A 23,783-nucleotide genomic window follows, 5' to 3' on the forward strand; every position below is an offset into this window, starting at 1 on the left:
TTAAACACCTCTTTTTCGTTTGCAGAATCTTGCTGTCGGTAATTCCTTTGTCAGCAGTAGAGCAATAATTGAAGCAATCCATAAACCAATGTTAAATGTAACGACATTAAATGGGGCGGTTGCAACTGAAGGTGCAGCAATAATTGCGCTTAATGTCAGCAATGGGAAAAATAAAATTTGTGCCTTTATCAGCAGCGGTTGCAATTTCGGTATCAAAAAAAGTATTCCGATGATTATTTCCAAAATACCTACCCAAATAATGACCGATGATGCTTGACCAAACGTTAGCGGTGACAATTTCATTAGCATATCAATTTCAAGCGGATGCTTTATCAACACTTTCGGAATGAGACCTTGGTAGAACCATGTAAAACTGAACAGGAAGCAGAGTAAATAATAGCTGAAAAATCGCCGGTATTGGGTAGCCGGTTTTTCTCCGATTTCAATCCATCTTGCCAGTACATTAAAACTAAGTGCAGTTGCCCAACCGATAACAGGGCGGAACAGCAGATCGAATAATTGTCCTATTCGACCGAACCGGGCGTCGTAATCATACTGGGTCAGAAAGGTTACATGGTCGCCATTCGGAATATACTGCCAATAGCCGCGACCTTCCTTGATCGGGGAAATCAGTTGCGGTGTCCCGAAATGGAGAGATGAGGTTTTAACACCACTTGCTTTCTCATGTGTTCCTTTACTTTCACCCCAACCTGCTACTGACAGGCCTGGCATTATTTTAGTTGTATATGTAAAAGTTTGAGGCGCGTCCTCATGCTGTTTTTCATTGTAGGTGATGGATGTAAAACGTAAATCCCATTGTTCATGCAGATCGGGCTGCTGTGTATAATGCCATACTTCTTCAATCGAGCTGTCTATTACGGTTTCCACATAAATCGGCTTTTTCTTCAAGACATTCAGCTCCTCTATCAAAATTTAAAAAATGTATTCTACTCATTCATCATACCTTAATATTTCTTCTGTGATTAGTCAGAATTTAAAGTGAATGAATTTGCAGAATAAATGTTAATCTCTTACATTATCAAGTATTATAAGAATGGATAGATCAAGTAACCGATTTTAAGGGAGGAAGTAATGGACTTTATTTTAGATAATAAGTGGTTTTTCCTTATTACAGCAGAAGTTGTTTTCTGGGTATGTGCGATTGCTTTTTTGCTCTTGCGCTACTGGTTTCAGCTGAAAAAGCTGAGTTTATTCGTTTTTGTAATTTTTATTGTGAATGATTTATGGATTGCACTTTTGGCTTATCTCGATTATCAGCGAACAGGTGAATTTTCGATTTATCAAATTATCATCGTCATCATTATTGTATACGCGATGACATTCGGAAAATCTGACTTTAAAAAACTCGATGCCTTTATTAAAAGGTGGGTGGCTAAAAGACGCGGAGAGCCGATGGATGAATCACTCCAACCTGTTAAACTGTATGGTAAGGCTTATGCATTACAAGAATGGAAGCAATTTGCGGGGCATTTCGTAGTTTTTGTCCTGGTTCACATCGGATTTGTTATTGCAGTCGGGTTTTCAGATAGTTTGCAGCTAACGCCCCTTAAAGATTTATTCGGAATGTGGTTCGATGGTGAGAACAGTAAATTCCCTTTTGACAATGAAGGAATCAATAAATTCAGTCAGGTATGGCTGCTTATTCTTGCCATTGATTTTGTAATTACATTATCGTATACATTATTTCCGAAAAAGAATTCATAAACGTGATAATTTAAATTCTCTGAACCAAACATATTGAATAGAAACAATATGTTTGGTTCTTTTTAATAAGAAACCATTCTTTAGTAAAGGAGCTATATAAAATGAGTGAAATCAATCGGTCTTCAAAAGCAGAAAATGTCCTATTTTTGATTAATAGTCAAACTAAGCTAGGCGACTTACGCAAAATTGCCAAAGATATAAAAAAAGATCATGAATTGGCAATGGTATTGTGGTCAACTGAGGCGTATTTGCCAAGATTATTGGCAATTTTAATTATGGATAAAAAACTTCTTTCACAAGAGGTGCTAAATAAACTTGATCAAGATATGCAGACACACCCTTTTGATGAGCGAAATAATTTAATGGATTGGTTAATGGCAAATCAGCTCATGAAAGGCAAGAAAACAATTTCATTGATGGAGTCATGGGAAAACAGCGGATCTGCTCTTCAAAGGCGAGCTTTCTGGTATTATCAGGCACGACTAAGATGGACGGGACAAACACCGCCTGATAATACAGCAGAATTGCTTTATAAAATAGAAGCGAATATTAGCAAAGAAGAACCGGAAGTTCAATGGGCTATGAATCTTACGGCAGGCTGGATCGGTGTATACGATGAAAAGTATCGTGCACGTTGTATTGAACTTGGTAAGAATATAGGTCTTTACAAAGACGAGAAAGTAGCAAAAGGCTGTACGCCCAGCTATTTACCGGAGTTTATTGCGATGGAAGTTAACAAAAGACTATAACGAGGTCTAATTAAGGAAGGGGACTTAACTTGAGAAAACTATTATCGTTAATGTTAGTTTCAGCAATAATATTTGTGGCTTGTAGCTCATCGGAATTGAATATTACGGAAGTGAAAAAAATTCCTCCAAAAGTACAAGAGAGTATTGATGCCGATTACACATTGCAGCTGGTTAATGACAGTAAAAGCGATGTGAAGTATATTATATTTCAATCTGCCGGATCAGTAACAGCTGAACTTGAAGAGAGAGAAAACATATTAGATGTAAAATTGGATACCGAAAACGAAGATAATAGCGAGTTAAAACAATATGTCTATAAAATTACTCGTGGTGATGCAAAATATGACACAATTAATGTAAAAATAAACGGCCAAGATACACCTATAGGTAATTCCACAGGTTTTTAAAAAGACGGTTAGGTTTGATGGAGGAAATTTTGAAGAAATTATTAGTAGTGTTTGTTATACTAATTTCATTTTTTATTGTAAGGGGATTTAATAGTAATCCTCTTCATCAAATTAGAGCGGATTACTTCGATATCGGTTTTGGACAGAGCTTGTATGAGGGCTATAACAAAGTAGATAAAAAAACGGTCCAGTCACTTGTGAAGGCTTACAATCAAATTGAAGATAGTGGACAGACAAACGAGGAAATTGATTATGATAAGGCGGTAACGGTCCATTTTATTTATAATGACCAAATATCAGGGGCTTTTGTGATCGATGATAAGGGGATTTTCCATCTGGGAGATAGTTCTGGAAATTATCAAATCCATGCAAATAATGATATTTATGAAAAAGCTTTAGAGATATATAAAGAAGTAAAGGAAAAACATTAAATTTTCGTGTTAGAGCCTTTATAAATCAAAACTATAACTATGAAATAAAAATCCCTTTTGAGTTTAAGCAATCAAAAGGGATTTTCTATATAAATTTTTTTAATAGAGGGGTTAAGTGGCAATATTATTGCTTAAAAATTTCAGTCAAAGCTCTGCCATCTGTATTACCAAAGTCCAAATCTAAAATATGCGCAATTGTCGGACCGATATCAATGACACAAGCTTCACCAATGTCAGAACCGGCTATAACACCATTGCCGGAAATAATCAGGTTGCTCGTATAATGGGGTTTGTTTGGGGAGTAGCCGTGTGTCGCATACTTTTTGCCGAGTGCATGTAAGTCTACAACAGCCTCCTGTAAATGGTCGTCTTCAAACGCATAGCCTTCTTTCGCTTCAATCATATAGCGGAACTGACTAGCTACATGAAACTCCTGCAATTCCTGAGTATATATAATGGCTTCGATTCCGTAAGATTCTTTCCGTACAGCATCCTGTAAAATGGTAAGGGCTATTTGTTCTGCTTCCGCATCACCTGGCTGTACATGTAAATAAGCGGCTCCACCTGCACCTTGAACATATGCGCGCCATTGCCATTTTCCGTTTTCCTCATAAATAAGACCTTCTTCGTATAAAATCCGATTCAAATACACTTTGTACTGAACATCAAGCTGACTATGGTCTCCGACGATCATAAAAGTCGTTTCTGCATAAATATCCGCATCTTTTGTCGCCTGGACGAGTTCTCCAATCCGGCGATCCATCCGTTCAATGACTTCTTCAATATGAGGTCCTTTTGTTCCATGTAAATGCTTCGTATCATCGAGGTCAATTAAGTGCATTAAAAGTAGGTTCGGCTTTTTCTTTTTAATCGTATCTACTGCACATAGAGTTGTGAAGTCATCTAAATAAGGCTGCTGAATCCCTTGCCGAACTTTTCCGTACTTCATTTCCATCTGCATCGTAAACAATTTACTGCCGCTTTTCAATATTTTTAATGCCTGGTTTTCATTTTTGACCGCTTTTATTTCAGGGATATTAAAGTTAATATCGGCTTTTCCTGATACGGGCCATAAAAGACCGGCTGTTGTGAGTCCTTTTTTTCTTGCTGCTTCATATACAGTCGGAGCTTGGATATCACTGCGGAACCAGTGCCAGTTTTGATCGTTTTCAGGCACGAACGGCTGGAACGGATTATTATGGAAAACCCCATGCCGGTTTGGATAGACACCTGTCACATACGAACTGTGTATGACATAGGTGAGGGTAGGGTACACACTTTTTAATAAATTTGTGGATGCCCCTCGTTCAATCAGTTTTGCTAAATTCGGTTTCGATGCAGCACTTTCCCAATTATCTTTAGAAAAGGCATCATACGAAACGACAATTACATAATTACTTATTTTCTGCATTAGATCACCCTGCTAATTTAGTTTGTTTATGCGCATCTTTTGGCAGCATTAAAAAGACAATGAGCCCGATTATGAATAGAGGGATAATTGATAAAATACTATATCTGGCATCACCGGTCATTGTTGTTGTAAGCGCCATTAAAAAAGGACCGATAATCGCAGCAAATTTACCGAAAATATTATAGAACCCGAAAAATTCATTGGAGCGTTCTTTCGGAATAATTTTTCCGTAATAGGAACGGCTGAGTGCCTGAATCCCGCCTTGAGCAGACCCAATCATAATGCCTAAAATAAAAATATGCCACATTTCCGAAATGAAAAATGCTGCGATACAGGCAATGACATAAGTTGTAATCCCGACAATAATTAAAGCCCGTGTAGAATATTTTTTTGCCAGTGATCCATAAAGCAGGGCAAAAGGAAACGCTACAATTTGAATAACGAGTAGAATGGCCAAAAGCATAAAGGTATTTAGCCCGTCGGAGCCTAAAACACTTGTCGCGTACGGAACAACCATTTTTATAATTGTATCTACACCATCGATATAGCAGAAATAAGCGATTAAAAACATGAATACTATTTTATAGTCTTTAATATTTAAAAAGGTTTGACCTAATCGTTTGAAACTATTGCCGATCGGATTTGGTTCGGGTTCTATATAGTGACGCTGTTTGACGTCTTTAATCATCGGAATCGTCAGTAATCCCCACCATAGCGCGGTAATACAAAATCCGATTTGATAACCGATCGCTGCATCCATCCCCATAATTAAGATGACGACTAAACTAATCCCAAATGGAATGACACTTGAAATATAGCCGAAAGCAAAGCCGGAAGATGATACTTTATCCATTTTCTCATCTGTCGTTACATCGACTAAGAAAGAATCATAGAAAATATTGGCGCCGGCAAAACCGATACATGAAAGAATGTACATGATGATTAAGAGCTGCCATTGCCCACTATCCGGTGAAATAAATGTAAAGGAAAGAGTAGAAATAATTCCGACGAACGCAAAAAATGTGAAGAAACGTTTTTTCTTGTCCTTATAATCAGCAAAGGCTCCTAAAATAGGACTAAGAACGGCGACAAGTATACTTGCGAGTGAATTGAAATAGCCTAAATCCATGTTGTTCACACCTTGAAACATCCCAAAGACAATAGGGAAAAGGGCGGTAGTGATTGCAATGGAATAAGCAGAATTCCCGCAGTCGTATAAAATCCAGGACTTTTCTTCTTTTGTCAGCTTCACTTACATAAAACCTCCCAACCTACTATTTTCAGTCATTATACCATTATCTTGAAATTGATAAGTAAAACCATACAGAAATTTCATATTAAAGAAATATTCTTTACGCAAACTCTGTATAATGGAAGTTATCTCTAAAAATTTACAGGAGGCGAGCTATGACAAGGATTTTTAACTATTTTCATCCACTTGTATGGATTATATTAAGTGGGACAGTTTTTGTACGGACTGCGAGCTTTATGGCAATCCCGTTTTTAGCTTTATATTTACATAATGAACTTCAAGCTTCGCCTTTATTAATCGGGGTTACAATTGGGATTGCCCCTCTATTTTCAACATTCGGCGGATTAATCGGCGGCTATTTAACCGATCGTTTCGGTCGAAAAGCGGTTATTATTATTACGGTCTTAATATGGAGCCTTACATTCGCTGGGTTTGCGTTAGCTTCTTCAGCTGTTTACTTTGTCGTGTTAAATGCGCTGAATGGGCTATGCCGTTCATTTTTTGAACCGGGTACTCAAGCGCTGATGATTGATTTTACGGAAGATGCAAAAAAAAGACGGTTATTTTCCGTACGCTACACGGCCATTAATATTGCGGCTGTTATGGGTCCATTACTCGGTGTATGGGTCGCTAGCTTATCAAGCCCAGCGACACCGTTTATGATTACCGGCATAATGTATGCGTTGTATGGCATATTTTTACTCGTCGTGTTAAATCGCTATGAAATGAAGCAAAAAAGACTTAGTTCAAAACAGCAAATCCGAACAGTACTACAAGCGGTTATCCATGACCAAAAACTGTTGCTGTTTATCGCGGGAGGTATATTGATTACAGTCGGTTATTCCCAGTTCAACTCGACACTTCCGCAATTCATTAACATGAATGTGGAGGATGGGGTGAAGCTCTTTTCCTATGTGATCGTCGCAAATTCCATTACAGTACTGGCTTTTCAGCTGCCTTTAACTGTTTTCAGTGAAAAAATTTCAATTTACAGTTCGCTGAAAATCGGCGTCGTCATTTTTGCGGTTGGATTATTTCTGTTTGGTGTTTCCGATAGTTCTTGGATGTTCATTGCGAGTATGATTGTGTTTTCGGTCGGTGAGATTTTCTGTTTCCCGATGATGAATGCAGTTATTGAGGAGATTGCACCTGAGGATCAGAAAGGGACGTATCTTGGTGCATCACAGTTTAAAAATATAGGAGGGTTTATCGGACCCATTATCGGTGGCTGGCTGTTAACGGTTTATATAGATTATATGTTTGCGATTATTTCATTAATCATGCTTTGCAGTATTTTTATATATAACCGCGCTCAAAAGCTGACTTGAAATGTTGGATTATCGGTAAGTAATAAAACAAAAGGGCTACTCATAAAGTGAAGCAGGTTCCTATAATGAAAAAACTTGATTAATAGAACTTCGTTAAGTACAATGAACAATTTGAATACGTAAGAAGTTCGCGGTAAATTCCGTTAGAAGACTTTACAACAAAGAGGTGACAACATGAAAGGTCGAACACATTTAACAATCGGTTTAGGAATCGGGGCAGTGGCATCTGTGAGTCAAGCACCTGAAATGATCCCGGTCATTTTAGCTGTATCCGCTGTGGCTTCGCTTGCTCCAGATCTGGACGGAAACAATCTGTTGAATAAACATGTAACGAAAACGGCGAAACAAATAAAAAAGGGTGGACAAATGGCCGGCGGAATCATAATGATTCTGTCCTTGGCAGCCTACATGAATCTTTTGCCTTTTTTGGATGGTGAATGGTTTACCCAACAGAATAAACTGCTGTTTTTAGCATTGGGCGCCATTATTATCGCATTGTCCATGAGAAGTCAGGAAACGTTGAAAAACATTTTAATGACGATTTTAAGTTTATTCCTTCTGTATTATGCGATTACAGATGAGCTGTGGTGGCTCGTACTGTTTGCAGTATACATAGGTGCAGCTGGATGGTTCCCGCATCGGGGGTTAACACATACAATTTGGGCAGTGGTCTTTTGGGCATACATGTCCCAGCTGCTGGAAGTAAGTACGGGCGCGGAAAATTTAGCGATTATATCAACTATGGCTTATTTATCTCATATTTTAGGCGATATGATGACGAAAAAAGGGGTTAAATTCCTTGCCCCGCTTACGAATAAAGTATTTAAAATAAGAATATAGATTTTAGGAGAGGTCTTTCATCAGTTTCAATAAACTGTCGGGAGATCTTTTCTTTTTTAGTTAATTATTATTCAACTGCATCGAAATCTGCCATAAGCTATAATAAATTAAGTTATTATAATTTTTTTTGCCCAATACGGATGTTAGAGGAAGGTGAAATATCATTGAAATGCATCGCAGAAATTCATCGCAGAAATTCATTATTGCTTCTATTAATAAGTATTTTTTATTTTACACAAATTATAATTAATATTTTCATTGAAGGAATAGCGAGTATATTTCCTCCAGCAATCTTTTTTGGAGTATTTGGGCTCATCATAATATTGCTGATTCAAAAAAAAGTGAACGAAAAATTTACAATGTATGTAATGATCGGCAGTATGTATATTTATTTTTATTACCTGCTTAACGAATCACCGTATTTAGTAAATTATTTCTTCATGTGGCTCGCACTTCCGTTAAGTGCCATTTATCAACAGATAAAAGCCGTTTTGATGGCAGGGGTCGCGTCGATTATTCTTACATTCTATTCATTTTTTTACCTTCACGATGAAATTTTTCCGAACGTCATAAAGGAAGACTTTATTTATTTAGTACTGTTTGGAATATTTATTACCATTTTCCTCATTGTTTTCATTCTTAAAGTGAGGGAGGCCAACGACAAGTTACAGGACTTAGCTTACCACGATCCTTTAACCGGAGCCGCAAACCGTTTAATGCTTAAGGAAAAGTTTGATTTGATGAAGCATGAAAATGTCGACTCAGTTGCATTATTGTTCCTTGATATGAACGGCTTCAAAAAAATAAATGATACATATGGCCATGAAGTTGGGGATCAATTATTGCAGATTATTGTTTTAAGGATAGATGGGGTATTGAGAGAGACGGACTTACTTTGCCGGTTAGGTGGAGATGAATTTGTCATATTAACGGCTAATATTAATCAGCCGATAGTAAAAAAAATTACTGAAAGAATAAAATCTGTACTTGAGAAACCAATGATTTTAGATCAACATATAATTAATGTCTCGGCAAGTATTGGATCGTACTATTCGACGGGAGTTTTAGATGCAAATTTAGACAAGATGATTAAAGAAGCCGATCGAGCGATGTATAAAGAGAAAGAATTTAAAGATTTGCTGGACGATACAACCAACTAATACTAAATCAAAAGCCGTTCAAATTTGAACGGCTTTATTTTGGGTCTGCTTCTTAGCCGTCGATCTCCGTAACGGAGGACGCTAGGACACGTTGCCAATACGAAATAGCGTTGCCAAAGATGGATAATCTAAGATACTTCTCTGATTCCGCTACGCTCTGCAACGATAGGCGAATCCAGCAATTGCACTCGACGCCTTCACTCCAAACAACTAATTTCATTCCTCATTTTAAAACTAAATTAATTTGAGTAATTTGCGACTTCTGCCTTTAAAATAGATAGCAAATCGATCTCGTCTAAAACTTCCAACATATTCATCCCTTTATTTTGCCAATATAATCCGCAATGACCCAAATTATTTAAACAAATACCTTTACGTATATAACATATGGACAGATTAATAAAAAGTTTTTCTATTTTACATAGTTCGATTGAGTTTTCTAATTGTTTTAAAGCCAAATTATAATCCCGATTTTTTAGATATAACAAAGATAGATTAATTAAAAAGTTTATTTTTATACGGTTTATATTTTGGAAGTTTTTATATTTTTCAATATGCCGAAAAGCGAATTTTTTCATTTCGACAGCTGTTTCAATTGGAAAAATATAAAGTATAGAATTTAGTAAAAAGATATCGGACAAGTACAAATTGTCTCTGCGGGATAATTCCGTCCAAATGGGCTCGGCAAGTAATTTCGCATTATGAATGTTGTTAGTGTTGGCTAATATTGTTAAACTTTTTATAATGATAAATATTTTATTAATAAGTTTATCCTCCGGAAATTCCTTTAAGTATGAAATACAACTCCTCTGTAATTGCAATAAATTTTCCGAATTATTATATGATTGATTATAAAAATTGTTAATAATTTCATCCCTTAAAGGCATGGTATAACCATTATCAATATATCTAAATTCTTCATATGAAGTTTCTATTCGTACTAGAAATTCACTTAAGGTTGAATGTTTAATATCTTTATTTTCCCCTAGTTCAAATTTGGAGAAATTACCTTGTGTACAAATATTGCTGGATACATATTTCTGTGAAAATCCTTTGCCAACTCTAATTTTTTTTAATGTTTTCCCGTAATTATTCATAATACCCTCCAAATATTCATTTACTAATATTATAAGTTGGGAGAGTGTAATTTATGTAAAATAAGTAAAAAAGGGGGGTGAGAAAATGATTGAATTAATTATTATCGCTCTGGATTTATGGATAGTAGGAATTGGTGGAGGATAAAAAGATATTTTCACAGTAACAGTAACATTTGGTGAAAAAAATTGGTGGCACCAGTCGTAATAAGATTCCAACTCCTAAGTCTGGTGCTCCTCTTTAATAGTCTAATGTATCGTATATTTTGGAGATTACAATCGTTAAAAGTAATTTTAATATCCCTATAACTTTATTTTTTGGTTGTATTATTCTTTAGAAATTCCCCTATATATAGTAAGGGATAAGCATTCTATTCGATCTTTTTAATTAAAAACGAACAGAGGTTCATGTTTTATGACTAAAAAGATAAGGGGTATGACGAATGAAGATTTTAAATCCTGATGTCGTGAATAGTAATGTGTTTAAAAGGTTTTTAGAGATTGAAGAATATAACAAACTGTATAATGCGTACTTACAGGAGCCAACAAGTACTAATGCGGATTCTTTAAATGAACAATTTAAATATTTTGAAAAACTGATTATACGGATCGCCTATATAAAAAAAGCAATTATATATGAATCCAGAAAATTTGATTCAAAGGTAAGAGAGTACAATAAAAAATATGAATTAAATTTGGATGCACCTATTAATGAAAGCCTGGCAATGGTAGACACAGTACAAGATGAAAATTCTTTTATACAATTTGAAAGCATTTTTGAGAATGACTTAGAGAGCTTGTTGAGTGATGAAATGTTAATAACTTTGCTAAAACGTTTAAATACTAAGCAAAAACAAGTTTTGTATTATCGGTATGTAAACGAGTTAACTGAGAAGGAAATTGCGAAGATTTACAATGTATCACAACAAGCTATTTCTAAGATGATTCATAAATCAATAAATATATTAAGAGAAGGGAGGGAGGGGAATGATTGAGGGCCAACTTTTTCAAATATTAGGGAATTTCGGATTTCCAATTACCATTGCGATTTATTTATTAATGAGATTCGAAGGCAAAATTGATTCATTGCGAAATTCAATTGACTTATTATCGAACGACCTCACTAAGACAAACCATGAAAGGAATAAAAAATAGAGGGGAGGTTAACTATGGTCGAGCAATTTGATCCAAATGAAATTATTCAAGTATTAAATAGAATTGAACCTATCATTTCTTATTCTTCACAGCAAACGAGAATGGAAAATCGGGATGACCTTAAGCAGCACCTTTATGAAGTTACCATTAAAACTTTAAAAAATACGGTTTTTGTACAACCAAAAGGATTGTTTAAATGAATAGAATAGTTGGCGAGGCATTTTGATATCTAAGGAGTTAGTTGCATCTTTGGATTATTAAAATGCCTTTTTAATTTATGTTGGCTTGGATGTTGTAAAGAAACCCCCTGGTATTACAAAATTGTTAAAATGCCTGATACATAATAAATAAGTTGTTTTGCCGGATAATCTCTACTATTTGGAAGCTTTTCTAACTATAAAATTTTTATCGGTAATAATAGGGAGAAAAATGTCTTTATTGTTCAGACAATTTTTACTGTTTCGTGATATATGTAAAATAAATTCAACAAGTTATCCAGTAAAGGAAATTACATGAAATATCCTAGAGTACAAATATGAAAGCGTAATCATTTTATTAAAATAACTTGATTTTGGCTGAATAAATTATTTCGCATGTTGCAAAATTCGAAAAATTCGTAACAGAGGCATCAACTCTTTTAATCAGAGTAAAACAATATCGTAATATAATTTTGTTGTATTCTAGATAGGCAGTAGATGGTGCTGCCAAAAAATTGAGGAATCATTTTACTCGGTTCAATCAGAGGTGAAACGATCAATACCGGGATCAGAGAAAATTTCATCCTATCAGTACAAAGTGCAAAATACGAATTAGGAGCGATTAAGTAATGAATAAAAAACAAATGGACTCTAAAACAGCAAATAAAAATTTTTCTAAGAAAGTAGCGCCACTAGTAATGTCAACATCATTTATAGCTGCATCATTTTTAGCGGCTGGTGCACCTATTTCTGCAGCGGAATTGGATGCAAAGGATGTTAATCCGGAAATTATTGAACACGCAAAAAATCATGGTCAGAAAGTGTCTGAATTTGCAAAGAGTCTACCAGGTTCCCCTGAAAAAGGGAAGCTTGTCAGCCAAGTTGCCCAGCAAAAAACCGAAACTACGGATGAATTAGAAGATAACGATAATATCAATGATACTACGAATGATGTTGTTGAAGATGGTGTAGCAGAAGTGCCGGAGTCATCGGCGACTGAAGATGATGTAACAGTAGATGCCCCAGCAGTTGATGATGATCGAGCTGAAGATGTAACGGAAGAACCGGAAGCACCAGTACCTGATGATGATCAGGCCGAGGAAGGTGAAACTGAAGAATCAGAAACACCGGTATCAGAAGAGGACCCAGCGGAAGATGTAACAGAAGACACTACAGCGCCAGTAACGGATGATGATCAGGCTTATAATTAAATGCACTAAAATGCAATAAATAATTCATGAGAATAGATGTAAATTTATAAAAAGGTGTACGGGTTTGGCTAAAATGCCTAATTTCTTCATAACTCAACAACTAAGTGGCAAATTTTGAAGCGACATCATATGTTGTTGCAATATATAATGATCTACTACGGATACCATACGAAGCGTATCCTCATAACATACCTGGCATACATATAGTTCCGCATAGCTACAATGTTTAAGGTACGAGTGTTCTTCAACAGTTGAGCAAAAAGTTCTGGTTCAGTAAGCTTACTCCCAAATTCTTTTCTGCTTTATTGATAAGGATAGCCGTAGTCCCGCTGAAGTGCGGTGATGCCATCGATGTACCAGGTCAGCTTGGCGTAACCTCCAGATAAAAATGTTGATAATAATATTTACTCCTCGAAATCATATCTACTTCTGCATTGCTATTTGTAGAAGATGCTGGATAAAGATTGATTTTTATAATTAAGTTCAAGAGGATTTAGCTGCTTTAACGCAATAACGCTGTCAGCAGTTGATACATTAAGAAACAGTGAGGAGGATTGTCCAACTGTCTTTTCTTATAACTATACCTTTAATTTCTTTAATAAAATTGACTCGATTTTGTCTGCAGCTAATGGTTTACTAAAGAGATACCCTTGTCCAAAATGACAGTTTAAGTTGATCAGTTCCTTAAGTTGCTCATCTGTTTCAATCCCTTCTGCAACCACTTTCAGTTGCAGGTTATTGCCGATATCGATAATCGTTTTTACCAATAGGTTATTTTTTCTATTACATAATAAACCCCTGATAAATGATTGATCAATTTTCAGAGTATCGACCGGTAATAAATTAATAAAATTGAGTGATGAGTAGCCAGTACCAAAATCATCTATAGAAATACCAACCCCCATATTTTTGAGAGAAGTTAATTGAGGAATAATAAGATCAAAATCCGCAATTAAACTTTCTGTAATCTCAATTTCAAAATGTTGAGGTACAATATTATGGGTTGTTAAACATTTCTCAATATAATCGACCAGCTCATTTTCTTTAAATTGCCTTTGTGAAACATTAACAGATACTTTAACTAAAGGATATCCGCTAGATTGCCATTGATTCATTTGATAAAGAACTTCATTAATAACCCAATTTCCAATGTCACTAATTAAGCCTGTTTCTTCAGCAATTGGAATAAATTCAACAGGTGAAACTATTCCTAGCAGTGGATTGTTCCATCTAGCAAGGGCCTCTAACCCTATTAAGGATGAATCAGCTAAATAACATTTAGGTTGATAATTAATAAAGAATTCACCATTAGAAATCGCTCTTCTTAATTCATTTTCGATTAATAAATTTCTTTCAAGCTGTTTTCTAATATCCTCATTAAAAAACTTATAAGTATTTTTACCTTCCATTTTGGCATGATACATTGCAATATCGGCCAACTCAATTAATTTTTCATAGTTATTTCCATGTTCAGATTTGCTACTTATTCCTATACTACAAGTTATGGATACTTCTTTTTCAAAAAATGAATATGGTTTTTTTAAGATGTTTATAATCTCAATAGCTAGGGATTCGGTATAACCATACTCACCATTTCGTACAATAACAATAAACTCATCTCCTCCAAGATGGTAAATTTTAATATGTTCATTTTGTATACCTAATAGCCTTTCAGCAACACTGATTAATAATTTGTCACCATAGTTATGACCAAGTGTATCATTCACTATTTTGAAACGATCTAAGTCGATAAATAGTATGCAAGTCTCGATTGACTCATTTTTAGTATTATCTAAATCTGATAATAGCTTCCTTCGATTAGGCAACTTTGTTAAATCATTATGTTCCGCTATATGTTCTAAATAATTGAGGTATTGCTGTTGTTCCGTTATATCGCGTATTACACATATCACTTTCTTGGATCCCTCAATATTAGAAATGAGCAGCTCTTGGGGAAATATTGATCCGTCCTTCCTTACCCCTTTTGCCTCTCCTTGCCATTTTCCATATTTACGTAACTGGGTAATGGCTTCATTCTTTAGTTGTTCAACCGTTTCTGGAGGGTAGCAATCCATCCAACTTTTAGTTAGAAATTCTTTTAGATTATATCCATATAGGTCTTGATGAGCTTTATTTACAAATTCAAACTCTCCTTTTTCATTTGTAATACCGATACCAAGTGATACAAAATCTAACGCAAATGTATAGTCAACTAAGGTTGTCTTAGTAGAACCCAATTCTTTTTTAGAAGCAACAAATTTATCAAGTTGATTTCCAAGCATCCATCCAATAATAACGTTTGTGCTAAAAACTATAATAGAGAGGGTAGTGCTTTGACCTAATTCTAAATTTGAAAATATAAAAAAATTGGCTATTACAAGTATGGCAGTAAGAGCTAACCTCCACGTATATTTCATCATTTTTTTCCTCCCTCTATAACTCAATTAATTATTATTTTTAAAACAAATCTAATCATTCAAAAAATCTAATTTTCAAGAACATTAAATTAAATCATTAATGGGGACAAAGGGGAAATTATACAAAATATCCCTATTTTTCTCTTTTGCAAACTATTACTATAAATATTTCCCCCTAAAAATGTACCTATGTATATAGGGAATTTACTTTGATATAGATATATTTTCCCATTTCCTATATTATAGTTTATTTTCAAATTATGTAAATGGTATTTTAATAAATTATTGCTACATTCCCATTTTTCTTACTAAACGAAAATTCACTCTACTTCTTTTTACCTTCATTCTTAAAGAATGTTTTCTTTTCTTATTAGGAGAAGAAAAAACCTTCTAACCGTTTGATTAGAAGGCAAAAACACTACAATAGTGTAATGTTTCTATGTCATTATGAACGCTTGCGTGCAAAATCATTATTTTGCTATTAAAGAATTAAGTGAAAAGGAATCTTTTCGACTAATTAATTAAAAGGCGTTCTTTTCTTTCTTAAGTCCCTTAGTACAGAGCCCAAGTCCTGAAACATATTTTTTCAGATGGGTTCTAAATAAAACATAAGGAGTAATTTCTAATTTTTGTTTTATTAAAAAAACTATCGCAATCTATATAAATATCAGTTAAAGTATTTAAAACTAATATAATTATAAAATTTTCAGATTAATTATGTCAGTAATTAAATTAAATTTATTAAGGAGTATAAAATGAATTTATCAGTAAAATGGAAGATTATTGGAATTGTTATTCTCATCGCTATTGTAGGTTTTGGTACATTAGCAACGGTGAGTACCGTCATTATTTCCAGTAAAACAGAGGAAACTGTAATAAATCAGAGTGAAACCATCGTCCAACAACTTTCGACTAATGTACAAACCGTTCTCGACAATTTCGGACGGTCATTACAAATGATTGCCCAATCGGATGAAATCGAAAACTATTATGAAAATAATACCGCCTTATTTGATGATGCGGATTCTCAATTACGAAAAGATTTTCAAACGTATTTAGGTACATTTTCTAATACATCAGGTATTTATACAGCAAACGCAGAAGGGGTCATGTATGAGCCACACTTTGATGAGGTAAAAGATATTAATGCGACGACAAGGCCTTGGTATACACTAGGCATGGAGAATCCTGATGTTGTCAGTTGGACCGAGCCATATCTAGATGCTGCAACAGGAGAATTCACGATTACAGGTGTAACGGGTATTAAAGTCGGCAATGAGGTTGTAGGTGTTCTGGCATCGGATATTTTGCTAACGGACTTAACACAAATGGTTGCTGCTATGGATCTTGGTTATAATGGATTTGGCATGATATTTGATAGTACGGGATTGGCAATTGCTCATCCGGATTTAGCTGGTGAAGATTTATCGGAAAATAGTTATATTGAGAAGTTGTTACAGAAGAAAGACCCTATGATTTTAAATGAATCCATCAATGGTGTTGATTCAATTATTATTTCCAATCATATACCGGGTGTTGATTGGACCGTGGCAGCACAGTATGAACAGTCAAATCTGAATAAAACAGCCAATGAAATTAGAGATATAATTATCTTAATTACGATTGCGATTTTAGCCATTACTTTTATTGTGCTATTCATCTTTATTTCGCGTGTTATCAAACCTCTTTATAAACTTGGTACACTAATGGGGAATGTAGCAGAAGGGGACTTAACGGTTCATATTGATGTCAAGGCAAAGGATGAAATTGGTCGGTTGGCGCACCATTTTAATTCGATGATTGGCGAAATGAAAAAAATTATTGGTGTTGTGAAAACTTCAGCTGATCAAGTTGATGAGCGTTCACAACATTTAAGTGCAATGGCAGAAGAGACGAGTGCTTCTTCTATACAAGTTTCGAAATCAGTCGGGGAAATTGCTATAAGCACAGTTAGTACCTCGGAACAAGCCGATATTGTAACAGAACAATCAGCAAGCCTAGGCGATAAAATTGAAAATATGAAATCTTTATCTAGCAAGGTTGAAGAATCTACTAGTGAGGCTGCTACCCTTAATCAAGAAGGACGCAAGCATATGGAGGAATTATTACAAAGCTTCTCAGGAAACCAGCTAGAACTAGAAGAAATGACACATGTCCTTTCCAAGCTTGAAGCCCAGACGATTTCAATTAGTTCCATTATGGATACAATTTCATCTATTTCCGCTCAAACGAATTTATTAGCTTTAAATGCTTCCATTGAAGCCGCGCGTGCTGGTGAACATGGTAAAGGATTCGCAGTAGTAGCAGAAGAAGTCCGTAAGTTGGCCGAACAATCAGCTAATGCTACGGAAACCGTAAAAATGACGATTACTGAACTTCAAAATTATTCGAATCAAGTAATTGTACCCATGAATAAAATGAAAGAATCATTTAATGAATCAAATGAAGTGGTTAATAAAACGAACGAAATGTTCGCACAGCTCACGGAATTAATTGATCATGTGAATGAATCCTTTATTGCGGTTCACGCTGAAATTGAAAGTGTTGATAAATATAAAGACCGTGTTATTAAAACAATTGAGGAAATGTCTATGAACTCTCAAAATTCGGCTGCAGCATGCGAAGAAGTTAGCGCGGCTACAGATGATCAATTACACGCAATTCAATCGGTAGCGGAGGCATCTCAGGAATTAAATCAGTTAAGCGCTGATTTAGCAGTTGCCGTTAACCGTTTTAAAGTTTAGAAGAATTAGTAAAGCATGCAGGCATCGGGTGTTTCTATAAACCCGATGCCTTTGTCTATGTTATATCGGATATTGCAACAGAGTTTGGAACGATTTGCTTTATAAAAAATCAAGGTGGTATTTTACGTACAGCTTAAGGTAAGTGAGAAAAAATCGATATAAATTTATTGATTTACGATAAAAGATGTAATAAAATCAGAAGTGAAAATAAATAAGTGAGGTGCGATTTATGGAAAAAGTAACTACGTTGTTTTTAAAAATTGCTGTTGTTTTTTTAGGGATTCCTGTTTTGGCGCTATGCATCTTTTTAGTACCGGAGCTGGCAAATGTAGCAGCAAAAATGCTTCCGGAGTTTGCTTTCGTAAAATATTATGTTTACATCGTTTTCGATGCTTCGGCAATTCCTTTTTTCTTTGCTTTATATCAGGCTTTCCTACTTTTACGCTATATCGACAATAATAAAGCGTTCTCTGATTTAGCTGTGAAACCTTTAAAGAAAATAAAATATTGTGCCATAATAATCAGTGTTTTGCATTTATTAGTTTTGCCGCTGTTTTATGTGTTTGCGGAATTGGATGACGCGCCGGGAGTTATCTTTGTCGGATTAATTGTTCCTTTTGCTTCATTGGTAATTGCAGTCTTTGCAGCCGTTCTTCAAAAACTTTTACAAGAAGCAATTAATATTAAATCTGAAAACGATTTAACGGTCTGAGGTGAATAACAATGGCAATTATAATTAATATTGATGTGATGTTGGCAAAAAGGAAAATGAGCGTAACAGAACTTTCGGAAAAGGTTGGGATCACGATGGCAAACCTTTCTATATTGAAAAATGGGAAGGCAAAAGCAGTTCGGTTAACAACATTAGAAGCCATTTGTAAGGCGTTGGATTGTCAGCCGGGAGATATATTAGAATACAAAAGTGATGAAGACATTTAACTATTACAGTGGGAATGTTGTATGACAATAATTAGGGGAGGGAAAGCAATGGAGAGTAATAATTTGGTTATAGAAAACATTAAAAAACCCGATGTACTTGAGAGAATGTATAGAAAAGACCCGAAAGCTTTTACAAAGTCATTCAAACAGGCTTGGGAACAAAACTCTGATTCTCCAATATTAAGTGTTTGGTATGAAAGATTGAATTTCAGCGAAAAGGAAAATACAAGAAATTTTACATCCTTTCAAAACGGATTTTTCTTCATGGGCATATTAGCGATCATGGCAGGGGTATGTACAAGAATTATATTCCATTTTGTCGAACAAGAAGCAATTGCTCCGATTAATCTGGCATTTGGTATTATTCCTTTTATTGCTGCCTACTTTGTTTACAAGAATAAACCTAAAAGAAGTGTCGTTTATTCGTTATTGGCAATGTTCTTAGTTTCAGGAATTTATCTGAATATGCTGCCATTAAATTTCAACGACGATAGCATTATTTTAGCGTATTTACATTTCCCGATTTTCTTATGGGTATTGTTAGGGCTTGCATATACAGGAAATGATTATTTAAATAGCAGTACAAGATTAGCTTATATTAAATTTAATTTAGAATATGGAGTTCTGTACGCCAGCATGGCAGTTAGCGGGATTTTTCTTGCATTATTAACGTTGCAGTTATTTAGCTTCATTGGCTTAGATATTGAGGACTTCTATTTTAGTAATATCGTTTTATTTGGGGCAGCGGCACTTGCAGTTGTAGGTGTACACCTCGTTTCAATGAATTTGAAGCTTGCCAAAAATGTAACCCCATTTATAGCAAAAATTTTTAGCCCGTTAGTATTAATCACTTTGCTTGTATACCTTGTAACGGTCATATCGGTCGGGAAAAATCCGTTTTTGGACCGCGATTTCCTGATCGCTTTCAACGGAATACTACTTGGCGTTCTGGCTGTTACAATATTCTCTATTACTGAGAAAGACTCTGACGATAAAAAGAGCATCTTCGACTATGTCAATTTCGCTTTAATCGTTGTCGCTCTTATCATTGACAGTGTCGCATTATCAGCCATCATGTTCAGACTTACTTCTTATGGTATTACACCTAATAGGGTTGCTGTTTTAGGGGTAAATATACTAATCTGTGCAAATCTACTATGGATTATGATTTCCTATATGCGTTATCTACAAAATAAATCCGGTCCAAACGCTATCCAAAATGCTGTTACAAAGTATTTGCCAGTATACGGATTATGGGCAGCTTTCGTTATATTTACATTTCCGATAATTTTTTAAGTAAAAGGTTGTTTAAAAATTTCCAATAGCTACATTCTATAAAGGTGTAGCGGGGATAGTCCAATTTCTCCTTCGCAATGATGGGGAAATTGGGCTTTTATTTTTGCTAATAGGTGTAGTAACATCTGAGTAATAGAAGGGGTGTTATGAAATAAAAAAGAGATAGTTTTATTAGAAATTTTGGAGCTCGGGAATATTAAATAAAAAGAATGGGTGCGATATAACAAAATGAAAATCAATCAACTAATTGCAAACAACATTTTTAATTTAGATACAGTAATACCAGTCGATAAATCGTTAGGGATTGCTGGTCTTTCTGGATCTGGTAAAACAACTTTTTGTCAAACGATCGGGGAAGAGTCCAAGAAACGACTAGTTTCATTATTGCCAAAATCCGAATATCAATATCTATTCCCTAATATAATGGAGACCAATTTTAGTGCTATTAAAATGGAAGAAATGCCTTTAGTACTTTTTCTCGGAAAGTCGTCTATATCCTCTAACCCACGTTCAACTATTGGTACACATACGGGCGTGTTTAAGGAGATTCGCGATATTTTTGCCGAAAAATTTGATCTATCTCCAGAAGTATTTTCGTTTAATAATGAACTAGGCTGGTGCTCTTCATGTAAAGGACGCGGCACGACTAAGAACATTGAATGCAAAATGTGTGAAGGGAAACGCTATAATCCCGAGGTTCTTCAAAAAAGAATCGAGTTATTTAATCAACCACATAATATAGCCGGTATTAACGACTTAAGTATTGAATCCATTTTTGCATTAAAAGAAGTGTTACATATTAGTGAAGGGAAACAACATATCCTTAAAAATCTTATCGATATGAACATTGGTTACTTAACGTTAAATCGTATAATGGGCACATTATCAGGGGGAGAATTAACGCGACTTTACTTGGCTGAATTTATGGCTACAAGTGAAAATACCGTTATTATCGTCGATGAAATCTCAGTAGGTCTTGATCATCAAACATTACTGAAAATTTTAGAGCAAATAAAACAACTAGGTTACAAAAACCAAATTTGGCTCATTGATCATTCAGACACAGTGCAAGATATTACGGGGGAGCAGCTGTTTTTTGGACCTGGCAGCGGGAAATACGGCGGAAAAATTGTAGAAGAATCTCCTCGCCCTAAACCAATCAATTATGAACTGAATAAGGCAATACCAACAGAATACTACCATTTTAAGAAGTTATTTAGCCGCAATATTCAGATGGCTGAAATTCAGATTCCTAAAAATAGAATCGTTACTTTTACGGGAGAATCGGGATGTGGTAAATCTACACTTGTCAATGAGTGTATAGCAAAAGATTTTCTGAATAGATATCCAAAAGATAAAATTGTAATGGTCGGGCAAAATCGGAACCAATCGATTACAAGCCGATCAACTGTAGCCACTTTTCTTGATATTAAAAGAAAAATAACGAAGTATAGTGAAGAAATTGAGGATATTTTTCAGCGCTCGATTGAAGATATTATTGAGGAATTGCCGGAAGGTGACATTACTCAAAAACGCTTGAGCCTGTTAATCAAACTTGGACTTGGTTATTTGACATTAGAAAGAAAAACACAGTCTTTATCAAATGGCGAATTCCAATGTGTCCATTTAGTATCCGAGCTGTTTGCCAATACTAAAAATCCACATACATTATTTATTTTTGATGAGCCTTCAAAAGGTTTGTCGCAAAATATTTTAAATCAGTTCATTGATAGTATAAGAGCCATACTTCAAGATGAATCTGTTTCGATCATAATGATTGAACACAATTCGTATATGCTGGCAAACTCCGATTTTATCGTTGATTTTGGAAAAAGAAAAATTGAACCAGTCGAACATCTAGATGTAATGAGTAATGCTGATTATTATAGCGTGCAAAACAGCACTGATAACGTACCGGAGCAAATTCCCTCAGCTATTAATAAACAAAATGGTATTCATTATTTAAGAGAAGATCATGTTGCCTATTTTAAAAATGCAGAAAATATTTATAAAGGTGGTATTCTAAAAAGTTTATCATCAATGGCCCGTTTAATTTATGGTGAATATGAGTCTGCTACAATAGCTCCAGTCATTGCTATAGATTTGGAACGTCAATTATATAGTCAATATAGCTTTCTGTATGAAATGGGTGGATTGATCAATCATATTGTAGCCGCGCATCCAACAAATAAAGATACGAAAAGCTTCGATTTCTATCATCAAGACAACCATTGTCCAAGCTGCTCAGGTCGCCGGGTTATTGAGAAATTTGATTTTGATGTTGTAGTTCAGGACAAGACTGCCCCATTTTGGGAGGGCTTATTGCATCCGGACGTGATGGAAGTATTGAAGTATTATAAATATTCAAAATTGGAATTTCTTTTTGAAGAAATCAAGAACGAACTCGGTCAGGATATAAGTAAAAGTTATAACGAGATGACAGAAGCCGAAAAGGACACTTTTTTATACGGTTATTGGGAAAATTCTTTCTATGATAAAGCGGACAAGGCAAGAAGAACATGGCAAGGCTTTAATCAAATTATAGGGATGTATATGTTCATTTCGAAATCACCTATTAAAGAACTTATGAAAGAATCGAAAGAAATGATTACTTGCCCGGTTTGTGAAGGCTCTGTGCTAAATCATCAGAAACAGCTAAAGTATGGCGATACAGATATTCGTGAGATTATGAAGCAGCCGCTTGATGAAATATTAAAAACAGTAGGTCCGTTACCGATCCTGGACAAATTAAAATCAGTCGTTGGTGGCAATATGGTTTTAACAGAAGATGTTTCTTTACTGCCGCGAGAAATCCAAGTGGCATTGAAATTATTTGAAATTGAAGTGGCAAGTTTTGCGCAATATGAAGTAGTTTTACAAAATGCCCTGCCTTTTTGGGACAGCATTCAAGGTAATATTGAGACCATCAGTAAAAATAACCGCGTAACCATTTGTGATTTTGACAATATCAATGAAATGAGAGAAACGATCATTGACAAGTATTTCACGAATGGAAAGTATAAAAAACTAACATATGTTTATGAAGCATTCGGTTACAAGAAGCTTGTTACGCAAATAAACAAAATTAAGAAAAGCAATCCCTGTCCTTTCTGTAAAGGTAAGAAAGCCCTCTCTGAAGATGGACTACACGATGGGGTCTCAAAATTAACAATTCCATGTATAAGCTGTAATGCAAGTGGCATTAATAATGAAGGTTTGAAGGAACTAGTAGAAGGGATACAAGTAAACACTTGGTTAACCGGACCGGTAAGTGAAATTGTTGATAACAGTCTCTATACAAAAGCAGTTGCAGAAATTCCTATTTTTAATCGAATTCGTGAGTTAAATAAAAAAGAGATGATGGCTGTCTATCAATGTCTTGAGGAGAAAAGTTAAAATAGTTCCAAAATTAAAGCAGATGACGAAG

At 35.0% G+C, this 23,783-nt stretch carries 21 protein-coding genes; 16 read left to right on the top strand and 5 right to left on the bottom strand.

Translation table 11 applies throughout. The features are described 5' to 3' along the window. On the bottom strand, window positions 1-909 hold the full coding sequence (locus AC0VXV_RS07690; RefSeq protein ID WP_475531014.1) for a DoxX-like family protein: 909 nt from the start codon (window positions 907-909) through the stop codon (window positions 1-3). A 183-nt stretch (window positions 910-1,092) separates the two neighbouring features. On the opposite strand from AC0VXV_RS07690, the gene AC0VXV_RS07695 reads away from it, so the two are divergent. The 4 genes from AC0VXV_RS07695 (at window position 1,093) to AC0VXV_RS07710 (ending at window position 3,312) form a co-directional block, all read left to right on the top strand. Next, entirely contained in the window at window positions 1,093-1,725 is a 633-nt protein-coding gene (locus AC0VXV_RS07695) for a hypothetical protein (protein ID WP_475531015.1), read from the top strand. A gap of 101 nt (window positions 1,726-1,826) precedes the next feature. Then, window positions 1,827-2,474 (top strand): DNA alkylation repair protein, encoded by a 648-nt coding sequence (locus AC0VXV_RS07700; RefSeq protein WP_475531016.1) that lies wholly within the window; start codon window positions 1,827-1,829, stop codon window positions 2,472-2,474. Between the two features lie 29 nt (window positions 2,475-2,503). Then, window positions 2,504-2,881, top strand: coding sequence for a peptidylprolyl isomerase (locus AC0VXV_RS07705; protein ID WP_475531017.1), 378 nt, complete (start codon window positions 2,504-2,506; stop codon window positions 2,879-2,881). 29 nt (window positions 2,882-2,910) lie between these two features. Continuing rightward, window positions 2,911-3,312 (top strand): hypothetical protein, encoded by a 402-nt coding sequence (locus tag AC0VXV_RS07710; protein ID WP_475531018.1) that lies wholly within the window; start codon window positions 2,911-2,913, stop codon window positions 3,310-3,312. Window positions 3,313-3,436: 124 nt separating this feature from the next. On the opposite strand, the gene AC0VXV_RS07715 is transcribed toward AC0VXV_RS07710, so the two are convergent. Then, window positions 3,437-4,723: an alkaline phosphatase family protein gene (locus AC0VXV_RS07715; protein ID WP_475531019.1), complete on the bottom strand. Its 1,287-nt coding sequence runs from the start codon at window positions 4,721-4,723 to the stop codon at window positions 3,437-3,439. A 4-nt stretch (window positions 4,724-4,727) separates the two neighbouring features. Next, window positions 4,728-5,975 carry an MFS transporter gene (locus AC0VXV_RS07720; RefSeq protein ID WP_475531020.1) on the bottom strand — a complete coding sequence of 416 codons (1,248 nt, stop codon included), beginning with the start codon at window positions 5,973-5,975 and terminating at the stop codon, window positions 4,728-4,730. 155 nt (window positions 5,976-6,130) lie between these two features. Here AC0VXV_RS07720 and AC0VXV_RS07725 point away from each other — a divergent pair, with 155 nt between their 5' ends. The 3 genes from AC0VXV_RS07725 (at window position 6,131) to AC0VXV_RS07735 (ending at window position 9,303) form a co-directional block, all read left to right on the top strand. Continuing rightward, the gene (locus AC0VXV_RS07725; protein WP_475531021.1) at window positions 6,131-7,303 is read left to right on the top strand and encodes an MDR family MFS transporter; all 1,173 of its coding nucleotides are present in this window, start codon (window positions 6,131-6,133) and stop codon (window positions 7,301-7,303) included. A gap of 174 nt (window positions 7,304-7,477) precedes the next feature. Beyond that, window positions 7,478-8,143, top strand: a complete 666-nt coding sequence (locus AC0VXV_RS07730; protein ID WP_475531022.1) for a metal-dependent hydrolase — start codon at window positions 7,478-7,480, stop codon at window positions 8,141-8,143. 164 nt (window positions 8,144-8,307) lie between these two features. Continuing rightward, window positions 8,308-9,303, top strand: a complete 996-nt coding sequence (locus AC0VXV_RS07735; protein WP_475531023.1) for a diguanylate cyclase domain-containing protein — start codon at window positions 8,308-8,310, stop codon at window positions 9,301-9,303. Window positions 9,304-9,542: 239 nt separating this feature from the next. On the opposite strand, the gene AC0VXV_RS07740 is transcribed toward AC0VXV_RS07735, so the two are convergent. Next, window positions 9,543-10,400 (bottom strand): XRE family transcriptional regulator, encoded by an 858-nt coding sequence (locus AC0VXV_RS07740; protein WP_475531024.1) that lies wholly within the window; start codon window positions 10,398-10,400, stop codon window positions 9,543-9,545. 440 nt (window positions 10,401-10,840) lie between these two features. On the opposite strand from AC0VXV_RS07740, the gene AC0VXV_RS07745 reads away from it, so the two are divergent. From AC0VXV_RS07745 to AC0VXV_RS07760, 4 genes are all read left to right on the top strand, one after another. Next, complete coding sequence (locus AC0VXV_RS07745; protein WP_475531025.1) at window positions 10,841-11,392, top strand: sigma factor-like helix-turn-helix DNA-binding protein; 552 nt, start codon at window positions 10,841-10,843, stop codon at window positions 11,390-11,392. Then, window positions 11,385-11,552: a YvrJ family protein gene (locus AC0VXV_RS07750; protein WP_475531026.1), complete on the top strand. Its 168-nt coding sequence runs from the start codon at window positions 11,385-11,387 to the stop codon at window positions 11,550-11,552. The genes AC0VXV_RS07745 and AC0VXV_RS07750 overlap by 8 nt, the downstream gene beginning before the upstream one ends. 14 nt (window positions 11,553-11,566) lie before the next feature. Further along, window positions 11,567-11,752 carry a hypothetical protein gene (locus tag AC0VXV_RS07755; protein WP_475531027.1) on the top strand — a complete coding sequence of 62 codons (186 nt, stop codon included), beginning with the start codon at window positions 11,567-11,569 and terminating at the stop codon, window positions 11,750-11,752. A 626-nt stretch (window positions 11,753-12,378) separates the two neighbouring features. Beyond that, complete coding sequence (locus tag AC0VXV_RS07760) at window positions 12,379-12,960, top strand: hypothetical protein (protein ID WP_475531028.1); 582 nt, start codon at window positions 12,379-12,381, stop codon at window positions 12,958-12,960. Between the two features lie 578 nt (window positions 12,961-13,538). Here the strand turns inward: AC0VXV_RS07760 and AC0VXV_RS07765 are convergent. Continuing rightward, on the bottom strand, window positions 13,539-15,380 hold the full coding sequence (locus tag AC0VXV_RS07765; protein ID WP_475531029.1) for a sensor domain-containing protein: 1,842 nt from the start codon (window positions 15,378-15,380) through the stop codon (window positions 13,539-13,541). 752 nt (window positions 15,381-16,132) lie between these two features. On the opposite strand from AC0VXV_RS07765, the gene AC0VXV_RS07770 reads away from it, so the two are divergent. From AC0VXV_RS07770 to AC0VXV_RS07790, 5 genes are all read left to right on the top strand, one after another. Further along, window positions 16,133-18,121, top strand: a complete 1,989-nt coding sequence (locus AC0VXV_RS07770; protein ID WP_475531030.1) for a methyl-accepting chemotaxis protein — start codon at window positions 16,133-16,135, stop codon at window positions 18,119-18,121. Between the two features lie 229 nt (window positions 18,122-18,350). Continuing rightward, window positions 18,351-18,833, top strand: a complete 483-nt coding sequence (locus AC0VXV_RS07775) for a DUF2975 domain-containing protein (RefSeq protein ID WP_475531031.1) — start codon at window positions 18,351-18,353, stop codon at window positions 18,831-18,833. Window positions 18,834-18,844: 11 nt separating this feature from the next. Beyond that, a complete protein-coding gene (locus AC0VXV_RS07780; protein WP_475531032.1) occupies window positions 18,845-19,060 on the top strand; it encodes a helix-turn-helix domain-containing protein in 216 nt (71 codons plus the stop codon). Between the two features lie 48 nt (window positions 19,061-19,108). Further along, window positions 19,109-20,356 (top strand): DUF4153 domain-containing protein, encoded by a 1,248-nt coding sequence (locus tag AC0VXV_RS07785; RefSeq protein ID WP_475531033.1) that lies wholly within the window; start codon window positions 19,109-19,111, stop codon window positions 20,354-20,356. Between the two features lie 228 nt (window positions 20,357-20,584). Further along, window positions 20,585-23,752, top strand: a complete 3,168-nt coding sequence (locus tag AC0VXV_RS07790) for an ATP-binding cassette domain-containing protein (RefSeq protein WP_475531034.1) — start codon at window positions 20,585-20,587, stop codon at window positions 23,750-23,752. Window positions 23,753-23,783 lie beyond the last annotated feature (31 nt).

The sequence above is a fragment of the Solibacillus sp. iso_87 genome (assembly GCF_056173085.1).